26 protein-coding genes are annotated in these 21,600 nt (G+C 41.2%); 18 read left to right on the top strand and 8 right to left on the bottom strand.

The window, feature by feature from the left end; genetic code table 11:
* Positions 1-48: 48 nt before the first annotated feature.
* The 4 genes from N521_RS11025 to N521_RS11010 all read left to right on the top strand — a co-directional run bounded on the left by N521_RS11025 (position 49) and on the right by N521_RS11010 (position 5,535).
* Positions 49-1,089, top strand: a complete 1,041-nt coding sequence (locus N521_RS11025) for an NAD(P)/FAD-dependent oxidoreductase (protein WP_007496663.1) — start codon at positions 49-51, stop codon at positions 1,087-1,089.
* A 75-nt stretch (positions 1,090-1,164) separates the two neighbouring features.
* Positions 1,165-2,769 (top strand): helix-turn-helix domain-containing protein, encoded by a 1,605-nt coding sequence (locus tag N521_RS11020; RefSeq protein WP_035391299.1) that lies wholly within the window; start codon positions 1,165-1,167, stop codon positions 2,767-2,769.
* 111 nt (positions 2,770-2,880) lie between these two features.
* On the top strand, positions 2,881-3,807 hold the full coding sequence (locus N521_RS11015; RefSeq protein WP_035391297.1) for an ABC transporter substrate-binding protein: 927 nt from the start codon (positions 2,881-2,883) through the stop codon (positions 3,805-3,807).
* Positions 3,808-3,819: 12 nt separating this feature from the next.
* Positions 3,820-5,535, top strand: coding sequence for an ABC transporter ATP-binding protein (locus N521_RS11010; protein ID WP_035391295.1), 1,716 nt, complete (start codon positions 3,820-3,822; stop codon positions 5,533-5,535).
* Positions 5,536-5,590: 55 nt separating this feature from the next.
* On the opposite strand, the gene N521_RS11005 is transcribed toward N521_RS11010, so the two are convergent.
* Entirely contained in the window at positions 5,591-5,917 is a 327-nt protein-coding gene (locus N521_RS11005) for a YnfA family protein (protein ID WP_035391293.1), read from the bottom strand.
* 354 nt (positions 5,918-6,271) lie between these two features.
* On the opposite strand from N521_RS11005, the gene N521_RS11000 reads away from it, so the two are divergent.
* The 6 genes from N521_RS11000 (at position 6,272) to N521_RS10975 (ending at position 10,107) form a co-directional block, all read left to right on the top strand.
* Entirely contained in the window at positions 6,272-6,838 is a 567-nt protein-coding gene (locus N521_RS11000; protein ID WP_008341682.1) for an RNA polymerase sigma factor, read from the top strand.
* Complete coding sequence (locus N521_RS10995) at positions 6,835-7,593, top strand: anti-sigma factor (RefSeq protein WP_035391292.1); 759 nt, start codon at positions 6,835-6,837, stop codon at positions 7,591-7,593. The genes N521_RS11000 and N521_RS10995 overlap by 4 nt, the downstream gene beginning before the upstream one ends.
* A gap of 99 nt (positions 7,594-7,692) precedes the next feature.
* On the top strand, positions 7,693-8,190 hold the full coding sequence (locus N521_RS10990) for a hypothetical protein (RefSeq protein WP_035391291.1): 498 nt from the start codon (positions 7,693-7,695) through the stop codon (positions 8,188-8,190).
* Positions 8,191-8,279: 89 nt separating this feature from the next.
* On the top strand, positions 8,280-9,287 hold the full coding sequence (locus N521_RS10985; RefSeq protein WP_035391289.1) for a zinc-binding alcohol dehydrogenase family protein: 1,008 nt from the start codon (positions 8,280-8,282) through the stop codon (positions 9,285-9,287).
* 13 nt (positions 9,288-9,300) lie between these two features.
* A complete protein-coding gene (locus tag N521_RS10980; protein ID WP_035391287.1) occupies positions 9,301-9,831 on the top strand; it encodes a YfiT family bacillithiol transferase in 531 nt (176 codons plus the stop codon).
* A 12-nt stretch (positions 9,832-9,843) separates the two neighbouring features.
* A complete protein-coding gene (locus N521_RS10975) occupies positions 9,844-10,107 on the top strand; it encodes a hypothetical protein (protein ID WP_035391285.1) in 264 nt (87 codons plus the stop codon).
* A gap of 38 nt (positions 10,108-10,145) precedes the next feature.
* On the opposite strand, the gene N521_RS10970 is transcribed toward N521_RS10975, so the two are convergent.
* Complete coding sequence (locus N521_RS10970; RefSeq protein WP_008341672.1) at positions 10,146-10,625, bottom strand: MarR family transcriptional regulator; 480 nt, start codon at positions 10,623-10,625, stop codon at positions 10,146-10,148.
* A 168-nt stretch (positions 10,626-10,793) separates the two neighbouring features.
* Here N521_RS10970 and mprF point away from each other — a divergent pair, with 168 nt between their 5' ends.
* The 3 genes from mprF (at position 10,794) to N521_RS10955 (ending at position 14,812) form a co-directional block, all read left to right on the top strand.
* The gene (gene mprF, locus N521_RS10965; RefSeq protein ID WP_035391283.1) at positions 10,794-13,364 is read left to right on the top strand and encodes a bifunctional lysylphosphatidylglycerol flippase/synthetase MprF; all 2,571 of its coding nucleotides are present in this window, start codon (positions 10,794-10,796) and stop codon (positions 13,362-13,364) included.
* Between the two features lie 93 nt (positions 13,365-13,457).
* Positions 13,458-14,006 carry a thioredoxin family protein gene (locus tag N521_RS10960; protein WP_008341670.1) on the top strand — a complete coding sequence of 183 codons (549 nt, stop codon included), beginning with the start codon at positions 13,458-13,460 and terminating at the stop codon, positions 14,004-14,006.
* Positions 14,007-14,344: 338 nt separating this feature from the next.
* Positions 14,345-14,812: a thiol-disulfide oxidoreductase DCC family protein gene (locus N521_RS10955; RefSeq protein ID WP_007496690.1), complete on the top strand. Its 468-nt coding sequence runs from the start codon at positions 14,345-14,347 to the stop codon at positions 14,810-14,812.
* A gap of 35 nt (positions 14,813-14,847) precedes the next feature.
* Here the strand turns inward: N521_RS10955 and N521_RS10950 are convergent, their stop codons facing one another.
* Entirely contained in the window at positions 14,848-16,104 is a 1,257-nt protein-coding gene (locus N521_RS10950; protein ID WP_035391280.1) for a transcriptional regulator, read from the bottom strand.
* 270 nt (positions 16,105-16,374) lie between these two features.
* Here N521_RS10950 and N521_RS10945 point away from each other — a divergent pair, with 270 nt between their 5' ends.
* Positions 16,375-16,962 carry a nitroreductase family protein gene (locus N521_RS10945; protein ID WP_035391513.1) on the top strand — a complete coding sequence of 196 codons (588 nt, stop codon included), beginning with the start codon at positions 16,375-16,377 and terminating at the stop codon, positions 16,960-16,962.
* Positions 16,963-16,996: 34 nt separating this feature from the next.
* Here N521_RS10945 and N521_RS10940 read toward each other — a convergent pair whose 3' ends face one another.
* The 3 genes from N521_RS10940 to N521_RS10935 all read right to left on the bottom strand — a co-directional run bounded on the left by N521_RS10940 (position 16,997) and on the right by N521_RS10935 (position 18,273).
* Positions 16,997-17,152, bottom strand: a complete 156-nt coding sequence (locus tag N521_RS10940; protein WP_008341997.1) for a YfhD family protein — start codon at positions 17,150-17,152, stop codon at positions 16,997-16,999.
* 61 nt (positions 17,153-17,213) lie between these two features.
* Complete coding sequence (locus N521_RS19245; protein WP_017358836.1) at positions 17,214-17,324, bottom strand: YfhE family protein; 111 nt, start codon at positions 17,322-17,324, stop codon at positions 17,214-17,216.
* 52 nt (positions 17,325-17,376) lie between these two features.
* Positions 17,377-18,273, bottom strand: coding sequence for a TIGR01777 family oxidoreductase (locus N521_RS10935; protein ID WP_035391278.1), 897 nt, complete (start codon positions 18,271-18,273; stop codon positions 17,377-17,379).
* A 95-nt stretch (positions 18,274-18,368) separates the two neighbouring features.
* On the opposite strand from N521_RS10935, the gene recX reads away from it, so the two are divergent.
* Positions 18,369-19,160 carry a recombination regulator RecX gene (gene recX / locus N521_RS10930; RefSeq protein ID WP_035391276.1) on the top strand — a complete coding sequence of 264 codons (792 nt, stop codon included), beginning with the start codon at positions 18,369-18,371 and terminating at the stop codon, positions 19,158-19,160.
* Between the two features lie 3 nt (positions 19,161-19,163).
* A complete protein-coding gene (locus N521_RS10925; RefSeq protein ID WP_008341991.1) occupies positions 19,164-19,478 on the top strand; it encodes a YfhH family protein in 315 nt (104 codons plus the stop codon).
* A 23-nt stretch (positions 19,479-19,501) separates the two neighbouring features.
* On the opposite strand, the gene N521_RS19240 is transcribed toward N521_RS10925, so the two are convergent.
* Both N521_RS19240 and N521_RS10920 read right to left on the bottom strand, forming a co-directional pair.
* Positions 19,502-19,675: a YpzG family protein gene (locus N521_RS19240; protein ID WP_003217811.1), complete on the bottom strand. Its 174-nt coding sequence runs from the start codon at positions 19,673-19,675 to the stop codon at positions 19,502-19,504.
* 25 nt (positions 19,676-19,700) lie between these two features.
* Positions 19,701-19,850: a small, acid-soluble spore protein K gene (locus tag N521_RS10920; RefSeq protein WP_003217849.1), complete on the bottom strand. Its 150-nt coding sequence runs from the start codon at positions 19,848-19,850 to the stop codon at positions 19,701-19,703.
* Between the two features lie 116 nt (positions 19,851-19,966).
* Here N521_RS10920 and N521_RS10915 point away from each other — a divergent pair, with 116 nt between their 5' ends.
* Both N521_RS10915 and N521_RS10910 read left to right on the top strand, forming a co-directional pair.
* Positions 19,967-20,239: a YfhJ family protein gene (locus N521_RS10915; protein WP_017366871.1), complete on the top strand. Its 273-nt coding sequence runs from the start codon at positions 19,967-19,969 to the stop codon at positions 20,237-20,239.
* Between the two features lie 301 nt (positions 20,240-20,540).
* The gene (locus N521_RS10910) at positions 20,541-21,524 is read left to right on the top strand and encodes a glycosyltransferase family 2 protein (protein WP_017366872.1); all 984 of its coding nucleotides are present in this window, start codon (positions 20,541-20,543) and stop codon (positions 21,522-21,524) included.
* The last annotated feature ends 76 nt before the right edge of the window (positions 21,525-21,600 follow it).

The raw sequence follows: 21,600 nt of genomic DNA, 5'->3' as shown, positions 1-21,600 counted from the left end.
AATATCACTTATAAATAGATCAATCGATGAAAAACTGGAGGGACTCAAATGACAGAACAACTTGAATTGTTTGACGTCACCATTATTGGCGGCGGTCCAGCAGGAATGTACACCGCCTTTTATAGTGGGATGCGGGATTTAAAGACGAAGGTACTGGAGTATAACGAAAGCCTTGGCGGGAAAATCCTACTGTATCCTGAAAAGGTCATTTGGGATGTGGGCGGTTTGCCGCCAACAAGAGGTGAACAGCTGATTCAGCAGCTAGAAACGCAGGCGAAAACATTTGAACCAGAGATTGCGTTGAATCAAAAAATCACGCAATTCGAGCGGGATGAGAATGGTCATATCCTGCTGACGGCTGAAAATGGCGATCGTCATTTGACAAAGACCCTCATCTTAGCCATGGGTCACGGAATTCCAGTTCAGCGAAAACTTGAAATCGAGCATGCAGACCGTTATGAAGTAACAAACCTTTATTACACCGTGCAGGAGCTAAAGACGTTTGCAGGAAAGCGGGTGGTCATCTCTGGAGGCGGAGATTCAGCTGTTGATTGGGCCAATGCCCTCGTTCCAATTGCTGAAAGTGTGACCGTTGTGCATCGTCGTGATATGTTTGGTGGACATGAAAAAAACGTCGCCAACATGAAAGCATCTAGTGCTCGCATTCTCACACCGCATGAACTCACAGAGCTTCATGGTCAAGGTGACAAAATTGAAGCCGTCACCATTCAGCACTTAGAAACAGGCGACATCGAACGAATCGAAACCGATGCTGTCATCGTCAATCATGGCATGAAAGGTGATTTAAGCGTTCTATCAGAATGGGGACTCAAGCAAGGTGAGTGGGGACTCATCGAGGTCAATGAAAAGATGGAAACCAATTTACCTGGCGTCTATGCAGTTGGCGACTTATGCACACATAAAAGTAAAGTGCGTTTAATTGCCGGTACGTTTGTTGATGGAGTCAATGCACTCAATAGCGCAAAGCTATACATCGAACCAGAAGCAGAAAAAGTAGCGTACGTGTCTTCACATAATGAACGCTTTAAAGAGAAAAACAAAGAATTACAAACGGCTGGAGCGCGATAATCACCATTCAGTCAGACATTGAAGTGCTAAAATGGTTTATTTTAGCACTTTTTTATATGGAAGGAGAAAGAGAAAATGACCGCCTATACTCATACAATTCTTCGCATGAAAGAAAGCAGTAAACGATCTCTTTCTGTGAAACAAACGGACTCATGGCAAACATCTTCACTGATGTTCTTGACTACGGACGGTGCGGTGAGACTTGACATGGAAGGAATTCGATATGAGCTAAATGCCAAAGACAGTGTGTTGATCCGCTCAGGAATAGATGTCATGGTTGAATCTTTATCCAGCGAGCAAGTAGTGATCTATACTGTCACATTTGACCAATTCACTCTGGCACATGATGCACAAAATGAATTGGTCTATAAGGTGAATCACGATCATCTCCCTGATAACGGGGAAGTGGTGAAAGGCTCTGCCGTCCTTTTTTCTTACATCAAACAAATACAGGCGAGCCAAATCATACAAGAACAGGCGAAATGGCTGGAAGAAATCATGTTCATTTTCCGCAAACAATCCAAGCCATACAACGAAAAAGTGCATTATTCGATTAACATGATCTTGCAGTATATGGCTGAGCATTATGATCAAAAACTAACAAGAAAAGACTTAGCTCATAAGATGGGGTTTCATGAGAGTTACTTTTCTACCTTTTTCAAACAAAGTATGGGGATGAGTGTGACAGAATACATTGCACAAATTCGAATAGACGAAGCCAAAAAACGTCTTTTACAAACAGACGATCAAATTCAAATCATAGCACGGCAAGTCGGGTATGCAGACAGTTTATATTTCAGCAGGAAGTTCCGTCAAAAAACAGGAAGAACGCCCAGTCAGTTTCGAATGAACCGAAGACCAGAGCGGATTGCAGCTTTTCAATTTGTCGGGTCATTGGTTGCAATAGGCATTGAGCCTGTTTGTATTGACGAAGAAACCGATCTCCATTCAGATATACTGAAAGAACAACTGGCTAGTTCGCTTATCATAAATGAACATACGCCTGATGACGTCTTTAAATCACTTCAATTAGATGTCATCATCGTCCCTAACTATTATTATTCAAAACCTGCATTGATCAAGCGATTGGAGCAAATCGCACCTGTTCTTGTTCTGCCATACGCCGGTCATCATGCTGTACAAGATGTACTGTCTATAGGACGCCTTTTAGGAAGAGAAGATGAGGCAAACGATTGGGTGAAACGATTTGAACAGCTTAGTCAACAGGCAAGAAACACCCTGTCTTCCTTTAGAGAAAAAGGCGAGACCGTTGCAATCTATGAAATGAGAGGACATGACAAAGTGTATATGTGGTCCTATGAGGCAAGAGGTGCCTTCTATCTTTACGAAACGCTGGGCTTAAAACCTCCAAAAGCCATTTTAGAAGAAGTTCTTTTTCCTAATCAACATACAGTCATTCCTTTAGAGAGACTTGGAGAATACGAGGCGGATCATATGTTTTTTATTGTCTCTGACCAATATGGGTGGTATAAGCAAATGGACAAGCGAATGGAAGAAAGTGATGTTCTTCGTCAATTATCGGCTGTGAAAAATGGTACCTTTTATCCAGTAAAACTGGAGGAGTTTCGATTTGATGAAGGAGAGCGTGCACTTCTTTTGATGGACCGGTTTGTCTCTCAGTTGACACAGCTAGCCTATCCAACAATTGTCCATATGTAAGTTGCGAGAATCCTCCATAGACCACGACAGATGAGGTTGATAGAATACATGAGACTAGTAATTGATAACTATTCTCATTTGTAGTGGCGAAAATGAAGGAGGAATTTGGAGATGAAAAAGACGTATTGGATATGTGCTGTCATTCTTCTAATGATATTGACGGCTTGTGGCAATAAAGAACAGGCCAAAACAGCAGAATCAAAGCAAGAAACGAAAACGGTTGAAACAGTGAAAGGAAAGATAGAGATTCCAGCTGAACCTAAACGAATTCTTGTAGATGGATATTTAGGGAGTGTGATTGCACTTGACGTTCAGCCTGTTGGATCGACAACGCAGGATTTAAAGAACGTACACTTAAAGGGCAAGATAAAAGGAATAGAGGACATCAGTGACGAGCGTTCAGCTGAAAAAGCACTTAGCTTAAAGCCTGATCTGATTATCACAGCCGTACAGGATGAAAAAGTCTATGATGTGTACAAAAAAATAGCGCCTACCATCGTGTATCCTTACGGTTCTTTCAAAGATGCACATGAAGAATTAACGACGCTGGCAAAAATTTTAAATAAAGAAGAGGAAGGAAAAGCATTCCTCACCGCCTTCGATCAACGAATTGAGGCTGCTAGGAAAAAAGTGAAGTCTGCTTTAAAAGAGAATGAAACGGTCTCGATCATGGGTGCTTTTAAAAATGATGTCTATGTATATGGTAACGGAATTTATCGAGGCGGGCAGGCATTATATCAGCAATTACAGGTAAACCCGCCAAAACAGGTCAGAGATACAATTTTAAAAAGTAAAACAGGGTATGAAGTCATTTCTTATGAAACCCTTCCTGAATATGCAGGAGACTACATTTTCATTGATGAAAGCAACGGCGGAACATTTGATAAAAACAATTCTATTTGGAAGAGTCTAGAATCTGTCAAAAAAGAGCAGACCTATCAAATGGATACAGAGTTCTTCTGGCCTTACGATCCGATTGCAGTAGCCAATCAAGCGGAAGAGTTTGCTTACATATTGACAGAAATGTCTGATCGGTAGGAGGTCTGTCAATTGTTAAAGCGTTTCTTTTCATACTACAAACCATATATGGGGCTGTTTATATTAGATTTTTCCTGTGCGGTACTGGCAGCCTTACTCGAATTATCCTTTCCCCTTGCCATCAGTAAAGTGATGGACGATTTACTGCCAAACGGTGATTGGGATGCCATTTGGTTTTGGGGCATTCTGCTCCTCGTTTTATACGTGATCAGTTCTACCATGCATTATGTCGTGACCTATTTTGGGCACAAATTAGGCATTAATATAGAAACGGATATGAGGAATCAGCTATTTTCTCATGTACAAAGAATGTCCTTTCGCTTCTTTGACAAAAAGAAAACGGGAAAACTCGTGTCCCGTATGACAAATGATTTAATGGATATTGGAGAAATTGCGCATCATGGCCCGGAGGATTTATTTATCGCTATCATGACACTTACGGGTGCCTTTGGCTTGATGCTGTCAATTAATTGGCAGCTGGCGGTTCTCACATTTATTGTCGTTCCATTCTTGATCGGATTATCCGTCTACTTTACGAAAAAAATGTCTGCTGCTTTTGATAAAATGTTCTCGAGTATTGGTCAATTCCATTCACGTGTGGAAAACAATATTAGTGGCATACGTGTTGTGAAAGCATTCGGAAATGAATCACATGAAATGGACCGATTTATTGAACATAACGAGCAATTTAGAAAGACAAAGCTAACCACATATCAAATGATGGCTGTGCATACCGCTGTCAGTCATTTTCTTATTAAGAGTGTGACAGTGTTTGGCCTTGTATGCGGCGCATGGTTTGTGCTGCAAAAAAATATGACGTATGGAGAATTTGTATCATTTGTGCTATTAACAGGCATCTTCTTAGGACCCATTCAACAAATCAATGCAGTCATTGAAATGTATCCAAAAGGTGCAGCAGGCTTTAAACGATTTGCATCACTCATCGATCAATCACCTGATGAAAAGGATGCGAATGATGCCATTGAAGTTGATCAGTTAAAAGGGGATATCGTTTTTGAGCACGTGTCTTTTCAATATGAATCAGACAAACCGGTTCTTCATGACATCAATCTTGAGGTGAAACAAGGAGAGACCATTGCGGTCGTAGGTCCCTCTGGTGCTGGGAAATCGACGCTTTGCAGTTTGCTGCCACGCTTTTACGAATGGCAGGAGGGTACCATTACAATTGATGGCATAGAGACAAGAAAGATGACACTGCCTTCGCTGCGGAGACAAATTGGTGTCGTCCAGCAAGATATTTATTTATTCCATGGGACCATCCGAGAAAACATTTTATACGGAAAACTCGATGCATCTGATGAAGAAGTGTGGCAGGCAGTGGAGAAAGCCCAACTGAAGGATCTGGTAAATAGCTTGCCAAATGGGCTTGATACGATCATCGGTGAACGCGGGATGATGTTATCTGGCGGACAAAAACAGCGTATCTCCATTGCACGTATCTTTCTTAAAAATCCGCCAATTTTTATTTTAGATGAAGCCACATCTTCTCTGGATACGGAGACAGAATCCTTTATTCAGGGCTCACTTGAAGAACTATCTGAAGGACGAACCACGTTTATTATTGCGCATCGCCTAGCGACCATCCAGCATGCTGACCGGATTGTGGTTTTAACAAAAGAGGGCATCAAGGAGCAAGGCAGGCATGAAGACCTGCTGGAAATGGACGGGATGTACCGGCGTTTGTATGAAACACAATTTAGAATGTAAAAGAGGAAAAGCCGGCATATTGCCGGCTTTTTAGCGTGTGATCAACATCCGACCATTAACTGCGGGGGGCAAATAACATCACACTGACACCAGCTAAACAGATCAAAGCACCCAACCAGTCATAGAAATCAGGGGTTTTGCGATCGACCCACCAGCCCCAAAACACAGCGAGAACGACAAAAACACCGCCATAGGCCGCATAAACCCGCCCAAAGGTCGGGAACTGCTGGAATGTAGGGATGACGCCGTAAGCGACCAAGATGAGGCTACCTGCGATTCCGTAGCTGACGGGTTTTGCTTCACGCAGCCACAGCCAGACAAGGTAACCGCCACCTATTTCAGCCAGACCAGCTAATAAAAAAAGAACAATCGTTACAATCATTGACGGACACTCCAGTTCTCCTGTTTCGTTCTATTATGACATGATGAAAGGATGTGTTCTACCTGATGTAAATTGAGAGCCTGACGAGAGTTTGCTAAAATCAACTGAACAGTGAATGAAACACATGGATTCTTGACTTTCCTTGAGGTGGGTGATCCAAATGGTCAATCCATCCGTTTAGTAAGTACATTCTCATGAGGAACACATTTCCTTTTTCAGCGCTCTTTTTTTCTCCTTGAAAAAAGAGTAAAGTACAAAGGAGGCTTATCTCAGCAATTTGAGTGATGAGCCATACGTGAAGATTTCATGATGAATGCATAATGCTCTTTCTCATGAAAAAGGAAGGAGATGACCATGGACACACTGAAGGATTTTGAGCTGTATCACAAGATCAAACATGATCGACACAAGCCCTCGCTTGAAATATTGTACGATCGCTATGAACGTGTGTTATATTCGTTTATTTATAAAATGACTGGAAACCGTGAGCTGGCGGAGGAAGTGCTTCAAGAAGTCTTTATCAAGCTCTGGCGCGGCATAGGAGAATACAATACAGATAAAGGGAAATTTTCCTCATGGTTATTTATGATGTCACGAAACACGGCAATCGATCTATTAAGGAAACACCGAAATGAAACAGCTCTTGAAGATGAGCATATTGAATACTTGGCAGATCATCAAGAAGATGTGTCAAAAGAAGTAGAATGGAACGAAGAAAAACAAATCATACGTGAAGCAGTATCAACATTGTCGAAAGAACAGCAAACCATCATCGAAGATGTCTATTTTAAAGGAATGACACAAAAGAGCATTGCGGAAAAACTAGGCATCCCTATTGGAACGGTGAAGGGAAGAGTTCGATTGTCATTGAAGCATTTACGAACGAAACTGTCTCGCGGAGGAAAGGAGGAAGAGGCATGACTCAGTGTAAACATCAAGTCATTGATTACTTTAACGGGCATTTACAAGGAGAAGAAAAGACGCAATTTGAAGAACACATCAAACATTGCTCGGATTGCAAAGAAGAGCTTGAAGAACTGACATCGCTCATGTCTGATATTCCGTTTCTAGCAGAGGACGAAACGCCTCCGGCAGGGATGAAAGACCGCATTTTATCAAGAGTATTTGAAGAAGAGATACGAGAGACAACAATCGCTGCAACATCGAACCCGCCTCAAGATCTCAAAATAGTGCGTGATGCAAATGAGATGAAACCGCCAATGAAGAAGAAAAATCAATGGCTTTTGCCTCTCGTTGCCGCACTACTTCTCATTTCTGCAGCTGGGAACGTATATTTCTTAACAAATGGAACAGATCAAGCAGAACAACCTGTCAAAGTTGTTGCGACAAAACCACTGACATCTGCTGAATCGGCAAAAACAACGGGTGCTTTTTCAGTGATTGAGCATCACGGCAAAAAAGAGCTTGTCGTGAGTGCCGACGGATTAAAAGGCCAGCTTGATTCATCAGCTGTTTATCAAGTATGGCTCATTAAAGGAGATCAGCCCGTTCCGGCCGGTGCCTTTAAAACAGATAGCAAAGGAGAGGGCACCGTCACCTATGCGTTATCTGAGAAAGAAGCAAACGAATCATGGGATACGGTGGCTGTCACCCTTGAACCAAAAAAGGATAACAAGCTTCCGCAAGGCCCTGTCGTACTGAGTGCTGCATTTTAAGCTTGATTCATGAAGGATGCCTTTTTCAGGGCATCCTTTTTTGATAGGCAGAAGGAACCTTATGACAAATGAGACGTACTACATATAGAGGTGAGACACATGCAGCGATACATAGAAAAACAACTATTTCTCTTATCAGCTAGACACGCATTTACCGCATTTTATTTTTTGGTGATCCCATTCATTATAAAAGACCTTTTTAAATCAACTCCTTTATTGATGGTCATGATCGCTCTTTTTATCATTCATCATCTAGTGACAAGTATCGTATGGTTTTATAAATCAAGAAACATTCGAAAGCGTCAATCAGGTGACCTAACCAAACGGGGACATCTCGTTATCCAGATCATGCAGAGGCTCGAACAGCTCATGATGCTCGGTTTTGTGATGGTATTGATCAGTGGATGGATGCAGGGAGACATTGTGACGCTATTATTCACAATTTTTCTGTTCATCGTCGTTTTCTTGCAGCACATTCAGTTTTATTATGTTCAGTACTTTTTTAAATCGAGCGGCTGGTTCACCTATGTCCTCTCTTTACAAAAGGCACGTCCTTCTTACATCGTGAGGGAACGAAGGGCTTTGAAGAAATCCTAAATATGCAATCGCTTGCTGACTGATCCATCAGCATTAGAAATGTATGATAAAATGTGGAAAAGAAGCATGGAGAAAGGGAGTGCGAGCGAGTGAAAGCAGTTGGATTATTTGAGTATTTGCCAATTGAGCATGAACAAAGCTTGATCGATCAGGAGGTGGCAAAGCCCAAAGCAGCTGGCAGGGATATTTTGGTGAAGGTAGAGGCTGTGTCGGTGAATCCAGTGGATACAAAGGTGAGGTCACCGAAGAATCAGAAAGAAGATGAATTGAAAATTCTTGGCTACGATGCAAGTGGTACGGTGGTGGAAGTGGGCGAAGCGTGTACGTTGTTTCAGCCGGGTGACCACGTCTATTACGCAGGAGATATCACGCGACAAGGCTCAAATAGTGAATACCAGCTTGTGGATGAGAGAATTGTGGCGAAAAAGCCTGCAAATCTCTCTTTTGCCGAAGCAGCTGCCATGCCTCTTACAACAATTACGGCATATGAAGCGCTATTTGACCGAATGCATATGAAGCGGAATGCAGAAGGCTCGACCTTGCTGATCATCGGTGGTGCAGGCGGAGTGGGCTCCATCGCCATTCAACTCGCCAAATTAGCAAAGGCGACTGTGATCGCCACTGCATCAAGACCTGAAACAAATGAATGGTGTCTCTCATTAGGGGCTGATCATATCATTGACCATCACCAGCCGCTCTTAGCGCAGCTTCAGGAAAAAGGGATTGGCGAAGTGGAGTACATTTTATGCTTAAATGATACAGATGGCCATTTCAAAGGGATGGCAGAAGCGATTAAACCTCAAGGGACGATCTGTACCATTGTTGAAAATCAGCACCATTTAGACATTCAATTACTCAAAAATAAAAGTGCTGCATTTGTATGGGAATTCATGTTCACACGGCCGATGTACAAAACCTCGGATATGATGAAGCAGCATGAGCTTTTAAAAGAAGCGAGTACATTATTTGAAGAGAAGAAGTTAAAACATACATTAACAAAGGTGCTCAGCCCCATCAATGCCACCAATTTGAAGCAGGCACATCAAACACTTGAACAAGGGAAGATGATAGGTAAATTTGTTCTAGAAGGATTTTAAGGAGGGGCAGCAAATGACGACGTCATTACAATATCCGATTGGCTTATATGAACGGGTGGACCAACAAACGAAAAAGCAGCTGGAGGCATGGATTGATGAGCTGGCACTCATTCCTCAAAAGTATGAAGAGGCAGTTGTCCCATTGACAAATGATCAGCTGGATACCCCATACCGGCCAGGTGGATGGACTGTTCGTCAGCTCATTCACCACGTAGCGGACAGCCATCTGAACGCTTACTTGCGATTTAAGCTTGCGCTGACAGAAGAAACACCGCACATACGTCCATATGATCAGGAGGCATTTGCTTCACTTCCTGACAGTAAGGCGCCTATCAGCCTATCACTGCCGTTAATCAGCAGTCTGCATCGCCGGTGGGTCACATTACTTCGCGAGATGACAGAGGAAGATTTCAACGCTGCATATTACCATCCGGCCGATCAACAAACGGTGTCCTTATATGATGCAACAGGAATGTACGTCTGGCATTCACAGCATCATCTCGCCCATATCACGGAATTAATCAAAAGAAATCAGTGGAAGTAAAGGAGTCAACACATGTCTAGTAGAAGAATTGTCGGCGCTATGTTTATCTGCATGGCGGCATTGTTTTATATAGCAAAATTCGTTTTGTTTGAGATTCGTTATGGTGGAAATGTAAGCACAGTAAGAACGATCGAGGAACTGGAAGATATACTCCCAGGCGGTACGTGGATCAGCATCATTTTTCTCATTATCGGTTTAGGTTATCTCCTGTGGGATGATCGGGAAGTCATTCGTCAATATCTTTTCACGCCAGATAAACAAGGAAAAGAAGAATGAAAAAAGACGGACCTCAAGTGACCGTCTTTTTTCCTTTTTTAGCCACGTTCAGGACGAAGTGCTTTTTCTAAAATGGCTAGACCTTCATTGACTTTTTCTTTTTCTTCGTCATTGAGCCGTTGCAGGGAATTTTTAATTTTTTCATGCCCTTTTTGATAAATACTTCTGAAAATATTTTTCGCTTCCTCTGTCAATTCTACGACAATGATTCGACGATCACGCTCAGAATGCTTTCGTTCCACAAAGTTCGATTGTTCTAACCGATCAAGCAGCCCTGTCATATTGGACAAAGAAGCCCCCATTTTTTCAGCAATTTCGGACACCTTAAGAGAGCCATGGTTATTGAGTAGCATGAGCACCTTCATTTGAGGCATACTCATATCCAGCTTCATCCATTCAGAAACATCTCCAAGTCCTGCAGCAGTGAGCACTTTCATATACAGCACCCATGTCTTTTTTTCCTCAGGAGATAGGATTTCCTCTTTTAGTACGGTGGTGTCATGAATATTATATTCCACGCTTGTTCACTTCCTTTAAGCGGCTCTTTTCTTTATATTACTGATTTTTACTTCTAATTGAAAGTATCATGAAGCTTTTGAATGTTAAACTGCATGAATTAAGTGGTATTTGTTGTATAATAATGGTCAGTTGAAATTAATGAAGCAACTTAGAAAGTTGGGAGAAACATGTGGAACAAAAAAACGGGTATGACGATCTTAAAAATGCTCTTTCCGATCGTGATCATCCTTGTCTTAATTTTTGTCGCCAAGCAGGAGCTGAGCGGCCTTTCCATTAAAAAGACGTTTTATATTATTGACAGCTTGAATCGAATGGACTTGTTTATTCTTGTCTTTCTTGGACTTGTCGCTGTTTTATCCATGTCCTTATATGATTTTATTTTAAGAAAAAGCCTTGATATGCCCATCAGCGGCTGGAAAACGATCCGAATTTCTTGGATCGCCAACTCCTTTAATAGTGTACTTGGATTCGGTGGTTTATCAGGAGCAGGGCTTAGAACGCTCCTATACAAGGAATACATAACAGATACGAAAAAACTGCTGAAAGGCATTGCCCTTTTAACATCCTCTGTTCTGCTGGGCTTATCTATTTTCAGTGATTTGATTTTAGTTAGGGTCTTGCCAGTTGAAAGTATTATTAGTCAGGAGCCGTGGTTATGGGCATTTGTCATTATTTTTGCTTGTATTGTGCCCATTTACATCATCATGGCGTCCATTCGAAAAAGCTCGATTGAGAGCGGTGAAAACGGACTGAAGCACCCGATCTATGCTTATATTGGTGCATCGTTTTTAGAGTGGCTGGCAGCTGGTCTTGTCATGTACATGGCTGTTGTCTCTATGGGGATGAACGTTGATGTCCGTATTGTATTAGGCGTCTTTGCGATTGCGTCAATCGGCGGTTTAATCAGTATGGTTCCGGGCGGATTTGGTTCGTTTGATCTGATCTTTTTACTCAGTATGCAATACATTGGGTTTGATAAAGAGATGGTGCTGACAGCGCTTGTCTTGTACCGCTTCGTTTACTCCATTTTCCCGTTTATTCTTGGACTTTGTCTAGCGGCATACGATTTAACTGGAACAACACTCAGGCGTCTTGAAGGCAATCCGAGAATGGCGCCTGCAATTGAAACAACAAACGTCTTAATTGTTTTGCACCGAGCGCTGCTCATCCGTTTATTGTACGGATCTTTGTCCATTTTAACGTTTGGAAGCGGTTTGCTCATTATGGCTTCCGTTGTGCTTCCTGTTGATCGTTTAGGTGTGATCACAACCATTCCACGCTTTTTGTTATCAGGATTTAATGGTCTTTCTTTAATGTTCGGGATCATTTTAATGATTTTGTCCATTGAAGTGTATAAAAGAACGAAACGGTCTTATCTATTGACAATGATTGCCCTAGCAGGCGGCTTTGTGTTTACTTTACTAAAAGGGTTTAACCTGAGTTTGATCTTTATATTGCCGGTCATCATGGTGGTATTTTTCTCGCTTCGAAATCAATTTGTGAAGCAGCAGGCCCCTTATTCTTTGAATCAGTTTGTGGCCGCCGCCGCCGGATATTTACTCGTGTTGTTTAACTATAATGTCATTGGGAACTTCATTTGGATGAAAATTGGTCATTTCCTAAGCAAGGACTATTTGGTTCATAATGAACGGCATATCACGATGACCAGTATGATTGCTTTAATTGGCGTCCCTCTTTTCTTTTTCATTAGCAAATTGATTTTTAATAAAAAAGCAGTTCCAATCGGCGAAGAAGCAGATGAAGAAAAATTAAAAACTTTTCTCGAAGAAAAGGGAGGCAATGCTCTTAGTCATCTAGGTTTTTTGGGAGACAAAAAACTGTTTTTCTCAAGTGATGGAGAGGCGATGCTTCAGTTTGGCCGGATTGGCCGCTGCGTTATTGTGCTTGGAGATCCTTCTGGCCGTAAAGCCTCTTATCCGCTTGTACTGGAAGAATTTTTGGAGCAGACAGAAAAAGCAGGCTATCGTGTCGCTTTTTATCAAGTAGAACGTGAAGGAATGGCGCTTTATCATGACCTAGGTTTTCACTTCTTTAAGCTTGGGGAAGAAGCCATGGTCAATTTAGAAACGTTCTCTTTGTCAGGAAAGAAAAAATCAAACTTACGGGCTGTCGCAAATAAATTTGAACGAGAAGGCTATACGTTTGAAATGCTGGAGCCGCCCTTTTCAGAGGAATTGATTTCAACCTTAAAACAAATCTCTGACAGCTGGCTGGGCAAGAAAAAAGAAAAAGGATTTTCATTAGGCTATTTCCATGAAGACTACCTTCAAAAAGCACCGATTGCAATTTTAAAGGATGAACAAGGGCAGATCATATCTTTTGTGTCCTTAATGCCGATGTATCAAAAAGGAGAGATATCCATCGACCTCATGCGTCATATGCATGATGCACCGAACGGGATGATGGATGCACTCTTTATCCACCTTTTTCAATGGGCGAAAGAAAAAGGCTACACATCCTTTAACATGGGAATGGCGCCATTATCGAATGTTGGCACGTTCCACCAGTCCTTTCTGACAGAACGTTTGGCGAGTGTCATCTTCAATAACGTCAGATATATGTATAGTTTCAGCGGCTTAAGGTCGTTTAAACAGAAATATAAACCAGAATGGCGCGGAAAATATTTAGCGTATAAAAAGAATACATCACTGCCTGTCACAATGGTGCTCGTCACTAAGCTGATAGGAATGGACCCAAATCGAAAACGGCGTCCATAAGTCCAAAGAACCTTTACCTTTCACTAGGTGAAGGTTTTTTTAGACAAAAGAATAGCAAAAGTGGTAAAGTTGAAGGGTAAGGGGGATGTTCACATGACACTAAATGAATGGTTTACAAAGGGATTAGCTGAACGTACATATGTACACAACATGGAGAAAAATCGTGAAAACTTACTCACGGTGTACAACCAGTACGCAATTCATCAAAAGGAAAAAGAGCTGCTTCAAAAACTTCAAAAGAAAAAACTGAGAGCGCTTGTGATCACGGCAGATTGGTGCGGCGATGCGATGGTCAATGTACCTATTTTCATGCGTATTGCAAATGAAGCACTGATTGATGCGCGCTATTTCATTCGGGACGAGCACCTAGACCTGATGGATCAGTATTTAACGAACGGGACCGCAAGATCGATTCCGATTATCGTCATTATTGATCAGGACGGGAAAGAAGTGGGGAAATGGGGACCTCGCTCAGCAGAAGCTCAGCGCTTTGTCGACGAGAAAAAGCCGGATAAAGATGCACCCGATTTTGAGGAAGCATTTAAAGTGTTTGCGAAAGAAGCCGCACATCACTATACGACAGATCGTTACTTATGGAAAGATATTGAGAAAGAAATAGTAGAAGTTTTGGCAAAAATATAAACCAAAAGACTACTTCGCCGCAATGGGAAGTAGTCTTTTTTTATCTTGTTTTTGCGTTTCACCTACAAAACACCGCATAAAGATGTAGAAAAACCGCAGAATTCTATCAAATACCGCAGAAAACCGCAAAGCATCACGATTTTCCCAACCACTTTTAGTTGAAAAACCTCATATATGCCATGAAATCAGCTATTTTGCCCTTATCTAAAGGCTCATATAACGCACGTCGGATGGCTTTTTCCCAATACAAGAGGCCCAGCAACTATAGTAATCTAGTTGTAATCTCCTTTGAACGAACTAAAAAAAATAAATGAAGGAAAAGGGCTGGCGATCAATTTATGAAAAAAATCATCTATCTCGATCAAGAAAAAAAGAAGCTCGCTGAATCAAAGAAAAGAGAACAGCGTTCCATCAAATCACTCAGACTGCTTGTGTTTTATGACGGACAAAGTCCTTCATGTGCAAAAGCAATTGACCTGTTGAAATCACTCGATTGGAAAAACCGAATTCACTTTGAATCATTTAGACACTCACAGCTGCTGAGACTAAATAAAATTAGTGAAGAGAAGGCAGAGAAACGAATCGTGTCTATTTCCTTAGCGAAAAATCAAAAAAACTCAGGGATTTATACGTGGCTGAGAATGGCTTGTCATATCCCTGCATTATGGGGAACGGTCCCATTCATTGTACTCAGCATTTGGCTTGGCTTTGGGCAGCATGCTTACGATTATTTTGCGAGAAAACGGTACATTCATTCTGTCGAACAAGTCACCCGTCCCGATACAGATCAACAAAAGACCATCTAATCATAGAAAAAGCATGACCTTCGATCGGCAGAAGGTCATGCTTTTTTGTAATATGGGATAAATGATGCTAAGTGATCAAGCAGCTTCGTTGTGTAAGACATATATGCACGCTTATCAAGCTCAGAAGCCGCATAGGAAAGCAAGGTTCTAAGAGCAAATAAGTACTCATTGTGGAGCTGATTGTGTTCAAAGTAAGGAATCGCTGCTTCTACTAAATAAGTTTTCAAATCATGAGGATTCTCTTCAATCATCAATTTATAGATTTTAATCATATATAAACAGTTTGGTTGAATACGAGGCTGTTTGAGCAGCTCGTGTATGTATGGAAGCGCCTTTTTGCGATCATATTCCGCATACAATGTTGCGATTTCATAAAGCGTTTCACAGTAACGATCTTCTATCTGTTCTTGATTAAAATAATTGAGTGAATCTAGTAAATAAGGCACAGCGGATGAGAAATCTCCTTGGCGTTTTAAGAGAACCCCGTAATAAAAATAAGCTGTCATCTTAATATAAGCATCAGGGTGAAGCGACGTGTGTAAAATCACTTCTTTTAAATATCTTTTAGCTGTTTGAAAGGCCTTTAATTCCAGTGAGATGACCCCATGAATGAGTGTACAATGAATGACCCGCTTGAAATTATTTTTTTGTCTATACAAATCCATTGCTTGATGTGTGGCCTCAAGCGCATCACCGAGATGCCCCATAGCTCCAAGTGCTTTTGCATAGTGATAATACAGGTCACTCTGTTCAACAGAAGCGTAAGAAAAGCAGCTTTCAAGTCTTTTCAATCCTTCTTCGAGCTGACCGATTTTAATCTGGTGGATGCCATCTAGATATTCAAACGTTTCTTTTTCAGTGTCAATAAAGGTTTTTTCAAACTTCTTAAGCACGCGGTGCGTTTTTAAGGCAAGCTGCTGTTTTTCTGTTAATAAATAAAATTGAAATAAGGACAAATGATACTGAATCCCTAAATCTAGCGAAAAGAACTGTTCCTCGTGATGAATGATCATTTCTGCATTTTGCTCTGCTTGATCGAGCGCATAGAAATACATGTTCATCTGAAACTCATCGAGTAATGACAACAGATGACGCGCCTTTTGCGACAGCGTTTCTTGACTAATTCCAAGCCGTTCAAGCAAAAGATTGATCGTATCTTGATTGGCCTCTTTTGAGCCATTTTCAATTTTACTTAAATGAGAGACAGAACAAATTCCTTCTGCCAACTCCGATTGGGTCATATTTTGTTTGTAACGATAGAGTTTGATGATTTGCCCAATATTGATTTTCATTCCATTCAGAAGCCTCCCTTCCAATCATGGGTTGAAAGCTTTTTGAAAAAATAGCCGCATGAGACAAAGTGGAAATACCTGAAATCATTTCATCATCTTGGCTTTTTTCTCAAAATTTGTTTAAAACGTAATATGATTGTAACATTACTTGAAAAAGGCAAACAACTTTTTAGCAGAGAGGTGAGGTCCTATTTGCAAACAACACATGATCATGTTTATAATGTGAATGAGAATCAATTTCAATTAAGGTTGATTGAAAGGATGACATATATGCCAGAAACAAAACAACAAACAGAAGCGTTAACGGTTCGAGACGCTGTCAGATATAGACGATCGATTCGAAAATTCAAAGAAACGCCGGTGAGCATTGAGCAGCTTCAGCCATTATTAGAGGACGCAGTCTATGCACCCAATCATAAAATCACGGAACCTTGGCGTTTTTTATATGCAGTGACGGATGAAGCGAAAGAGGTATTTGTTGAGCGGTTTATTGCTTTCTTTAAACGCAACAATCCAGACGCAAAAGAAGAAAAGATCAATCAGTACAGAGATTATTTTTCTAAAGTACCAGCACTTTTACTTGTTGTTCTAAAAGAAGACGAAAATCCAGTTGTGAGAAATGATGATTTTGCCGCTGTGAGTGCGCTCATTCAAAACTTCCAGCTGCTGGCTTGGGATCAAGGAATCGGTATGGTATGGAAGAGCGGCCGTATCTTATACGACAAAGGGTTTCAACTGGATATGGGATTAAAGGAAAACGAACGCTTTGCCGCGATTCTTCACATCGGTTATCCAGAAGAGGTGCCTGAGGAAAAGTCACGTCAGAAGGCATCAAGCCTGCTAACTGAAATCAAATAAAAACAGACCTTGTGATAAGGTCTGTTTTTTTTACTTATTGTTTTTTGGCACGCTGATCGGCTGCTTTCATACGTGCCATCGCTTTTACGTCATTCGGATCTGCAAGTTCTTTGGAAAATTCAACATATTCGCCATCCGTCTCTTGTGCCGCAAGCTGGTGGTTGGATTTTTTGTGTTGGTCTTTTTTCAAAGCTTTTCCCTCCTTTACAAGATCACTTTAGTTATGTGCTTGTAAAAGAGGAATATCCGTTTTATTTGTTTCTTTTTTCTGCTGCTCTTTCCGCTTTTTTGAATTCCTGCTGATACAGAACTTCCTGGGTTTTCTTCAGTTTTGAAGTCGGCTGGTGTTCTTTTTTCTTCATCAAAATCGCCCCCTCATCTCATTTTTAATAGGATGGGTGTTTTTGACAAAATTTATTCCTCTGAATGCAAAATCGCTTCTTTTAGCTCAGGGTGTAAAAACTCATAAGAAGACAGCAGTGCCTTTTTCGGCAGAGCACGTTGGCCTTCTAGAACAAGCAATGACATGTCGCCAAGTGCGGTTTTGATAACAAAGGACGGCACCTTCAGCCAGTGAGGGCGATGAAGGACAGATGCAATGGTTTGCCCCAGCTGCTTCATTTGAACAGGATTTGGAGACGTGACATTGAGTGGACCTGATATGTGTTCATGCTCAATGGCATACGCAATGAGATGTGCTACATCCTCCACATGAACCCAAGATACCCATTGCGAGCCAGAGCCGATCGTTCCACCGGCAAACAGCTTGTATGGCAAGGTCATAAGAGGAAGTGTGCCTTTTTCTCCTAATACCACCCCAAAGCGTGTATAAACCGTGCGAATACCAAGCGCCTCAATTTTTTGCCCTTCAGCTTCCCAAAGCTTTGACGTATGACTTAAAAAGTCTGTATCGGCTGGTGGGGCCTCCTCCGTAAAATCCTCTGTCTTGGAAGTGCCATAGATACCGACAGCACTTGCTTGAATGAGCACAGATGGTTTCGATTCCTGCGCTTCTATGATGCGTCTTACTTCTTGCGTTGATTGAAGACGACTGGAGAGAATGCCTTTTTTTGCTTTGTCCGTCCAGCGTGTGAAAATGGATTTTCCAGCAAGGTTAATCCATACATCAATCGCAGGCAATTCATGTTCAGGCTTAGCACCTTCTGTCAGCCACTGCACATAGTGTAAATGATTTTGTTCGGATTCCTTTGGATTTCTTGTTAAAATATATAGATGATGTCCTTCAGCTGCGAGCACCTTTGTGACATGCTGGCCGATAAACCCGGTTCCTCCGGTAATGGCGATATTCAATTGACATCTTCTCCTCTCATATACATACCTATATCTTTCACGATTTTGAATCAGAAGAAACATCCTGACTGTTTGAAAAAAGGAGTGATCACAGGATGCCCTATATTACGAAAATCTCTGCTCAGCAAAACAATACAGAACGCGTGAACATCTTTCTTGATGAAAAGTACGCTTTTAGCGTTGATCTAGATGTGCTCGTCCAGCATGATTTGAAAAAGGGAAAAGAGCTGGACGAAGCCGATATCATAGAGATTCAATTCGGTGATGCAGTAAAAAAAGGATTTCAGCAGGCCGTCGATTATTTATCGTATCGGATGAGATCAGTGAAAGAAGTCACCGATTACTTGACGAAAAAAGACATACCAGCACCTGCTATTAGTGAAATTATACACAAATTAAAACATTATAAGTATGTAAATGATCTTGAATTTGCAGAAGCGTATGTAAGCACCCACCGAAAAACGAATAGCAAAGGCCCGTCAGTGCTAAAAAAAGAATTAAAGCTGAAAGGCATAGACGATGACACCATCGAACAAGCACTATCGCAATATCCGAATGATTTGCAGCTAGAGGAAGCAGTGAAACAAGTGCTAAAGCTGGTTAAGAAAGAGAAAAACCGGTCCGCAAAAGAAATTGAACAGCGTATCAAATTGCAGCTTCAGCGAAAAGGATTTTCATTTGATATCATTGATAAAGCCCTTCAAGAAGCCTATGATGGACAAGAAGAGGAAAAGGAAGAAGAAGCCCTTCACTATATGCTTGAGAAGGCAAAACGCAAGGTAGGATATGACGGATCATTTGAGAAAAAAATGAAAGTGAAGCAATTCCTTTACCGAAAAGGATTTGATCTTGATACAATTGATCACGTTTTAGACAAAGGGGAATGACAGATGGAAAAACGCTATAGTGAAATGACAGAATACGAATTAAAGCAGGAGATTGCCGCTCTTTCTGAAAAAGCAAGAAAGGCTGAGCAGCTAGGCATTGTGAATGAATATGCCGTGTTGGAGCGGAAAATTGACATGGCGAAAGCCTATTTATTAGATCCAGCTGCTATTCAGACGAAAACGACCTATCACATCAAAGATACAGACGAGCAGTTTTATGTGGAGTATTTAAATGGTGTTTTTGCTTGGGGCTACAGAGTATCAGCGCCAAATAAAGAAGATGCCCTACCGATTTCAATGCTTACGCAAAAGGACTGATCCCTAGAGATCAGTCCTTTTCTTTACTTCGAACGTTGTTTACGGACGTTGTTCTGAAGTACGATGTCGTGCTGCGTTTGCTGCGTTTCTCCGTTGACCTGAGAGGCAGAATGTTTAGCATTCGCCCATGGTTGAGGGTAAGCGGTTGTTCTTAATTGAACAAAGTCTTCCATATACGATTTCCCATTTGAACTCATATCTCAAGCACTCCCTTTGGAAAAATTAGCGTTTCCCTGATGCCCTCATACGTTCCTGTGGACGTGTATTCGTCTCACCGTTCGGCCTTTTAGATGCATAAGCATCTGTGGCCCCTGGTTCGCCTTCAAACTTGTGATTCACTTGATTTGGAAAGCCCTTTGCTTTATTACGCATACTGATTCCCTCCAAACAATACAAATCATTTGCGTCTTTTGAAGACGTAAGGGTAGTATATGAAAAAAGAGATTTTTTTAAAAAGGCACTTTCTGCTAGATGAAGGAGGAACCAGTATGGAACAATATTTTGAGCGATTAACCGAACAACTAATGGAAAAAAACAATATGCTCACATATGAAGAAGCACGTACATGGGTAGAGCTCCTTTGGAGTGATTTTGAAACAACCTATGCAAAGGCTGGCCGCAAATATAAAGGACAGGAAACGACTGAACGGATTGTCCGAGAATGGATCGAAAGCTATGGTGCTCAGCTGCATTTATTTCAAAATAAACAATCGAAGGCAAATGAGCATCTGCAACAAAACGACAAAGGGCTGCTTCATTAAAAGGGTTGCCCTTTTCACATCCACTCATCTTTTTCAACAAACAGGAAAATATATAAATGACCAAACAATTTTATGAAACAATACCCAGTCTGTGATCAAAATTACAGGCTTTTTACAATGGATAAACTTAAAATTACATTAAATTCATGTTGGTGAAAATCACTGGAAATAAAACTCTGATATAATGTAACGATTAAGGATACATGAAATTTATGGATAATAAAAAAGGGTTTCGTTTTCTGACAAAAAAGGAATAATGAACATAACAGACTATGTGAAAAAAGTGAAGAGAAGGTGCGATATGGAACGGGAACTGCTCTCTGTTATAATTCCTTCTTACAATGAAGGTGAAAACATCAGACGAATCTTTGAGGCACTCGAGGAAGAGTTTCGCGATTTTCATTATGACTTTGAAATCATCTTTGTGAATGATGGAAGCAAAGACAATACGCTTCAATACATGAGAGAGCTCTCTCACAAAAGTGCAAAAGTCAAATACATTTCCTTTTCTCGTAACTTTGGGAAAGAAGCTGCAATTTTAGCAGGTCTTGAGCATGCAAAAGGGGAAGCTGCGATCATTATGGACGCCGACCTGCAGCACCCAACGTATTTGATTCAGGATTTTGTTAGAGGCTACGAAGAAGGTTATCATCAAGTCATTGCCAAACGAAACCGTAAAGGGGACAGCAAGCTTCGTTCTTACCTATCATCGATGTATTATAAAGTGATGAACAAGGTGGTCGAAGTGGACTTGCGTGATGGTGTAGGAGATTTCCGCTTAATTTCCCGTCAAGCGATCGACGCATTGCTTCAGCTGAAAGAGGGAAATCGTTTTTCAAAAGGGCTTTTTTGCTGGATTGGCTTTGAAGAAAAGGTCATCTATTATGAAAATGTGGAAAGACAGCATGGTGATACAAAATGGTCACTGAAGAAATTATTTAACTACGGGATTGATGGTGTCATTTCCTTTAACAACCGCCCGCTGCGTATTTGTTTTTATACGGGTATTTTGATCTTATTTCTCTCTTTGATTTACATCGTGGCGACCTTTATTCAAATCGTCAGAACGGGCATCATGGTACCGGGTTATTTCACTTTAATCTCAGCTGTGCTTTTCCTCGGTGGTGTCCAGCTCTTGAGTCTAGGTGTGATTGGAGAATACATTGGCCGAATTTACTATGAAACGAAAAAGAGGCCGCATTACTTAATTCAAGAATCAAATGTCATGGAACAAGAGACAAGCTCAAAAAAACAAGACCGAGTGTTAACGCAGTTATTTAAATAACGTGGAGTCAAATAACCGGCAAGCACGAATCGCTTGCTGGGTTGTTTTGTTTCAAAGAACAGTGGATCTTTTGGAG

The sequence above is a fragment of the Bacillus sp. UNC125MFCrub1.1 genome (assembly GCF_000701305.1).
Taxonomy (GTDB): domain Bacteria; phylum Bacillota; class Bacilli; order Bacillales; family Bacillaceae; genus Bacillus; species Bacillus altitudinis.
This window is presented reverse-complemented; position numbering and strand designations above follow the sequence as displayed.

Bases quoted from the DNA above. Each gene is read 5' to 3' on its own strand.
- N521_RS11025 (WP_007496663.1), top strand. From the start codon at position 49: ATGACAGAACAACTTGAATTGTTTGACGTCACCATTATTGGCGGCGGT.
- N521_RS11020 (WP_035391299.1), top strand. From the start codon at position 1,165: ATGACCGCCTATACTCATACAATTCTTCGCATGAAAGAAAGCAGTAAA.
- N521_RS11015 (WP_035391297.1), top strand. From the start codon at position 2,881: ATGAAAAAGACGTATTGGATATGTGCTGTCATTCTTCTAATGATATTG.
- N521_RS11005 (WP_035391293.1), bottom strand. From the start codon at position 5,917: ATGATTGTAACGATTGTTCTTTTTTTATTAGCTGGTCTGGCTGAAATA.
- N521_RS11000 (WP_008341682.1), top strand. From the start codon at position 6,272: ATGGACACACTGAAGGATTTTGAGCTGTATCACAAGATCAAACATGAT.
- N521_RS10995 (WP_035391292.1), top strand. From the start codon at position 6,835: ATGACTCAGTGTAAACATCAAGTCATTGATTACTTTAACGGGCATTTA.
- N521_RS10990 (WP_035391291.1), top strand. From the start codon at position 7,693: ATGCAGCGATACATAGAAAAACAACTATTTCTCTTATCAGCTAGACAC.
- N521_RS10980 (WP_035391287.1), top strand. From the start codon at position 9,301: ATGACGACGTCATTACAATATCCGATTGGCTTATATGAACGGGTGGAC.
- N521_RS10975 (WP_035391285.1), top strand. From the start codon at position 9,844: ATGTCTAGTAGAAGAATTGTCGGCGCTATGTTTATCTGCATGGCGGCA.
- mprF (WP_035391283.1), top strand. From the start codon at position 10,794: ATGTGGAACAAAAAAACGGGTATGACGATCTTAAAAATGCTCTTTCCG.
- N521_RS10960 (WP_008341670.1), top strand. From the start codon at position 13,458: ATGACACTAAATGAATGGTTTACAAAGGGATTAGCTGAACGTACATAT.
- N521_RS10955 (WP_007496690.1), top strand. From the start codon at position 14,345: ATGAAAAAAATCATCTATCTCGATCAAGAAAAAAAGAAGCTCGCTGAA.
- N521_RS10950 (WP_035391280.1), bottom strand. From the start codon at position 16,104: ATGAAAATCAATATTGGGCAAATCATCAAACTCTATCGTTACAAACAA.
- N521_RS10945 (WP_035391513.1), top strand. From the start codon at position 16,375: ATGCCAGAAACAAAACAACAAACAGAAGCGTTAACGGTTCGAGACGCT.
- N521_RS19245 (WP_017358836.1), bottom strand. From the start codon at position 17,324: ATGAAGAAAAAAGAACACCAGCCGACTTCAAAACTGAAGAAAACCCAG.
- recX (WP_035391276.1), top strand. From the start codon at position 18,369: ATGCCCTATATTACGAAAATCTCTGCTCAGCAAAACAATACAGAACGC.
- N521_RS10925 (WP_008341991.1), top strand. From the start codon at position 19,164: ATGGAAAAACGCTATAGTGAAATGACAGAATACGAATTAAAGCAGGAG.
- N521_RS19240 (WP_003217811.1), bottom strand. From the start codon at position 19,675: ATGAGTTCAAATGGGAAATCGTATATGGAAGACTTTGTTCAATTAAGA.
- N521_RS10920 (WP_003217849.1), bottom strand. From the start codon at position 19,850: ATGCGTAATAAAGCAAAGGGCTTTCCAAATCAAGTGAATCACAAGTTT.
- N521_RS10915 (WP_017366871.1), top strand. From the start codon at position 19,967: ATGGAACAATATTTTGAGCGATTAACCGAACAACTAATGGAAAAAAAC.
- N521_RS10910 (WP_017366872.1), top strand. From the start codon at position 20,541: ATGGAACGGGAACTGCTCTCTGTTATAATTCCTTCTTACAATGAAGGT.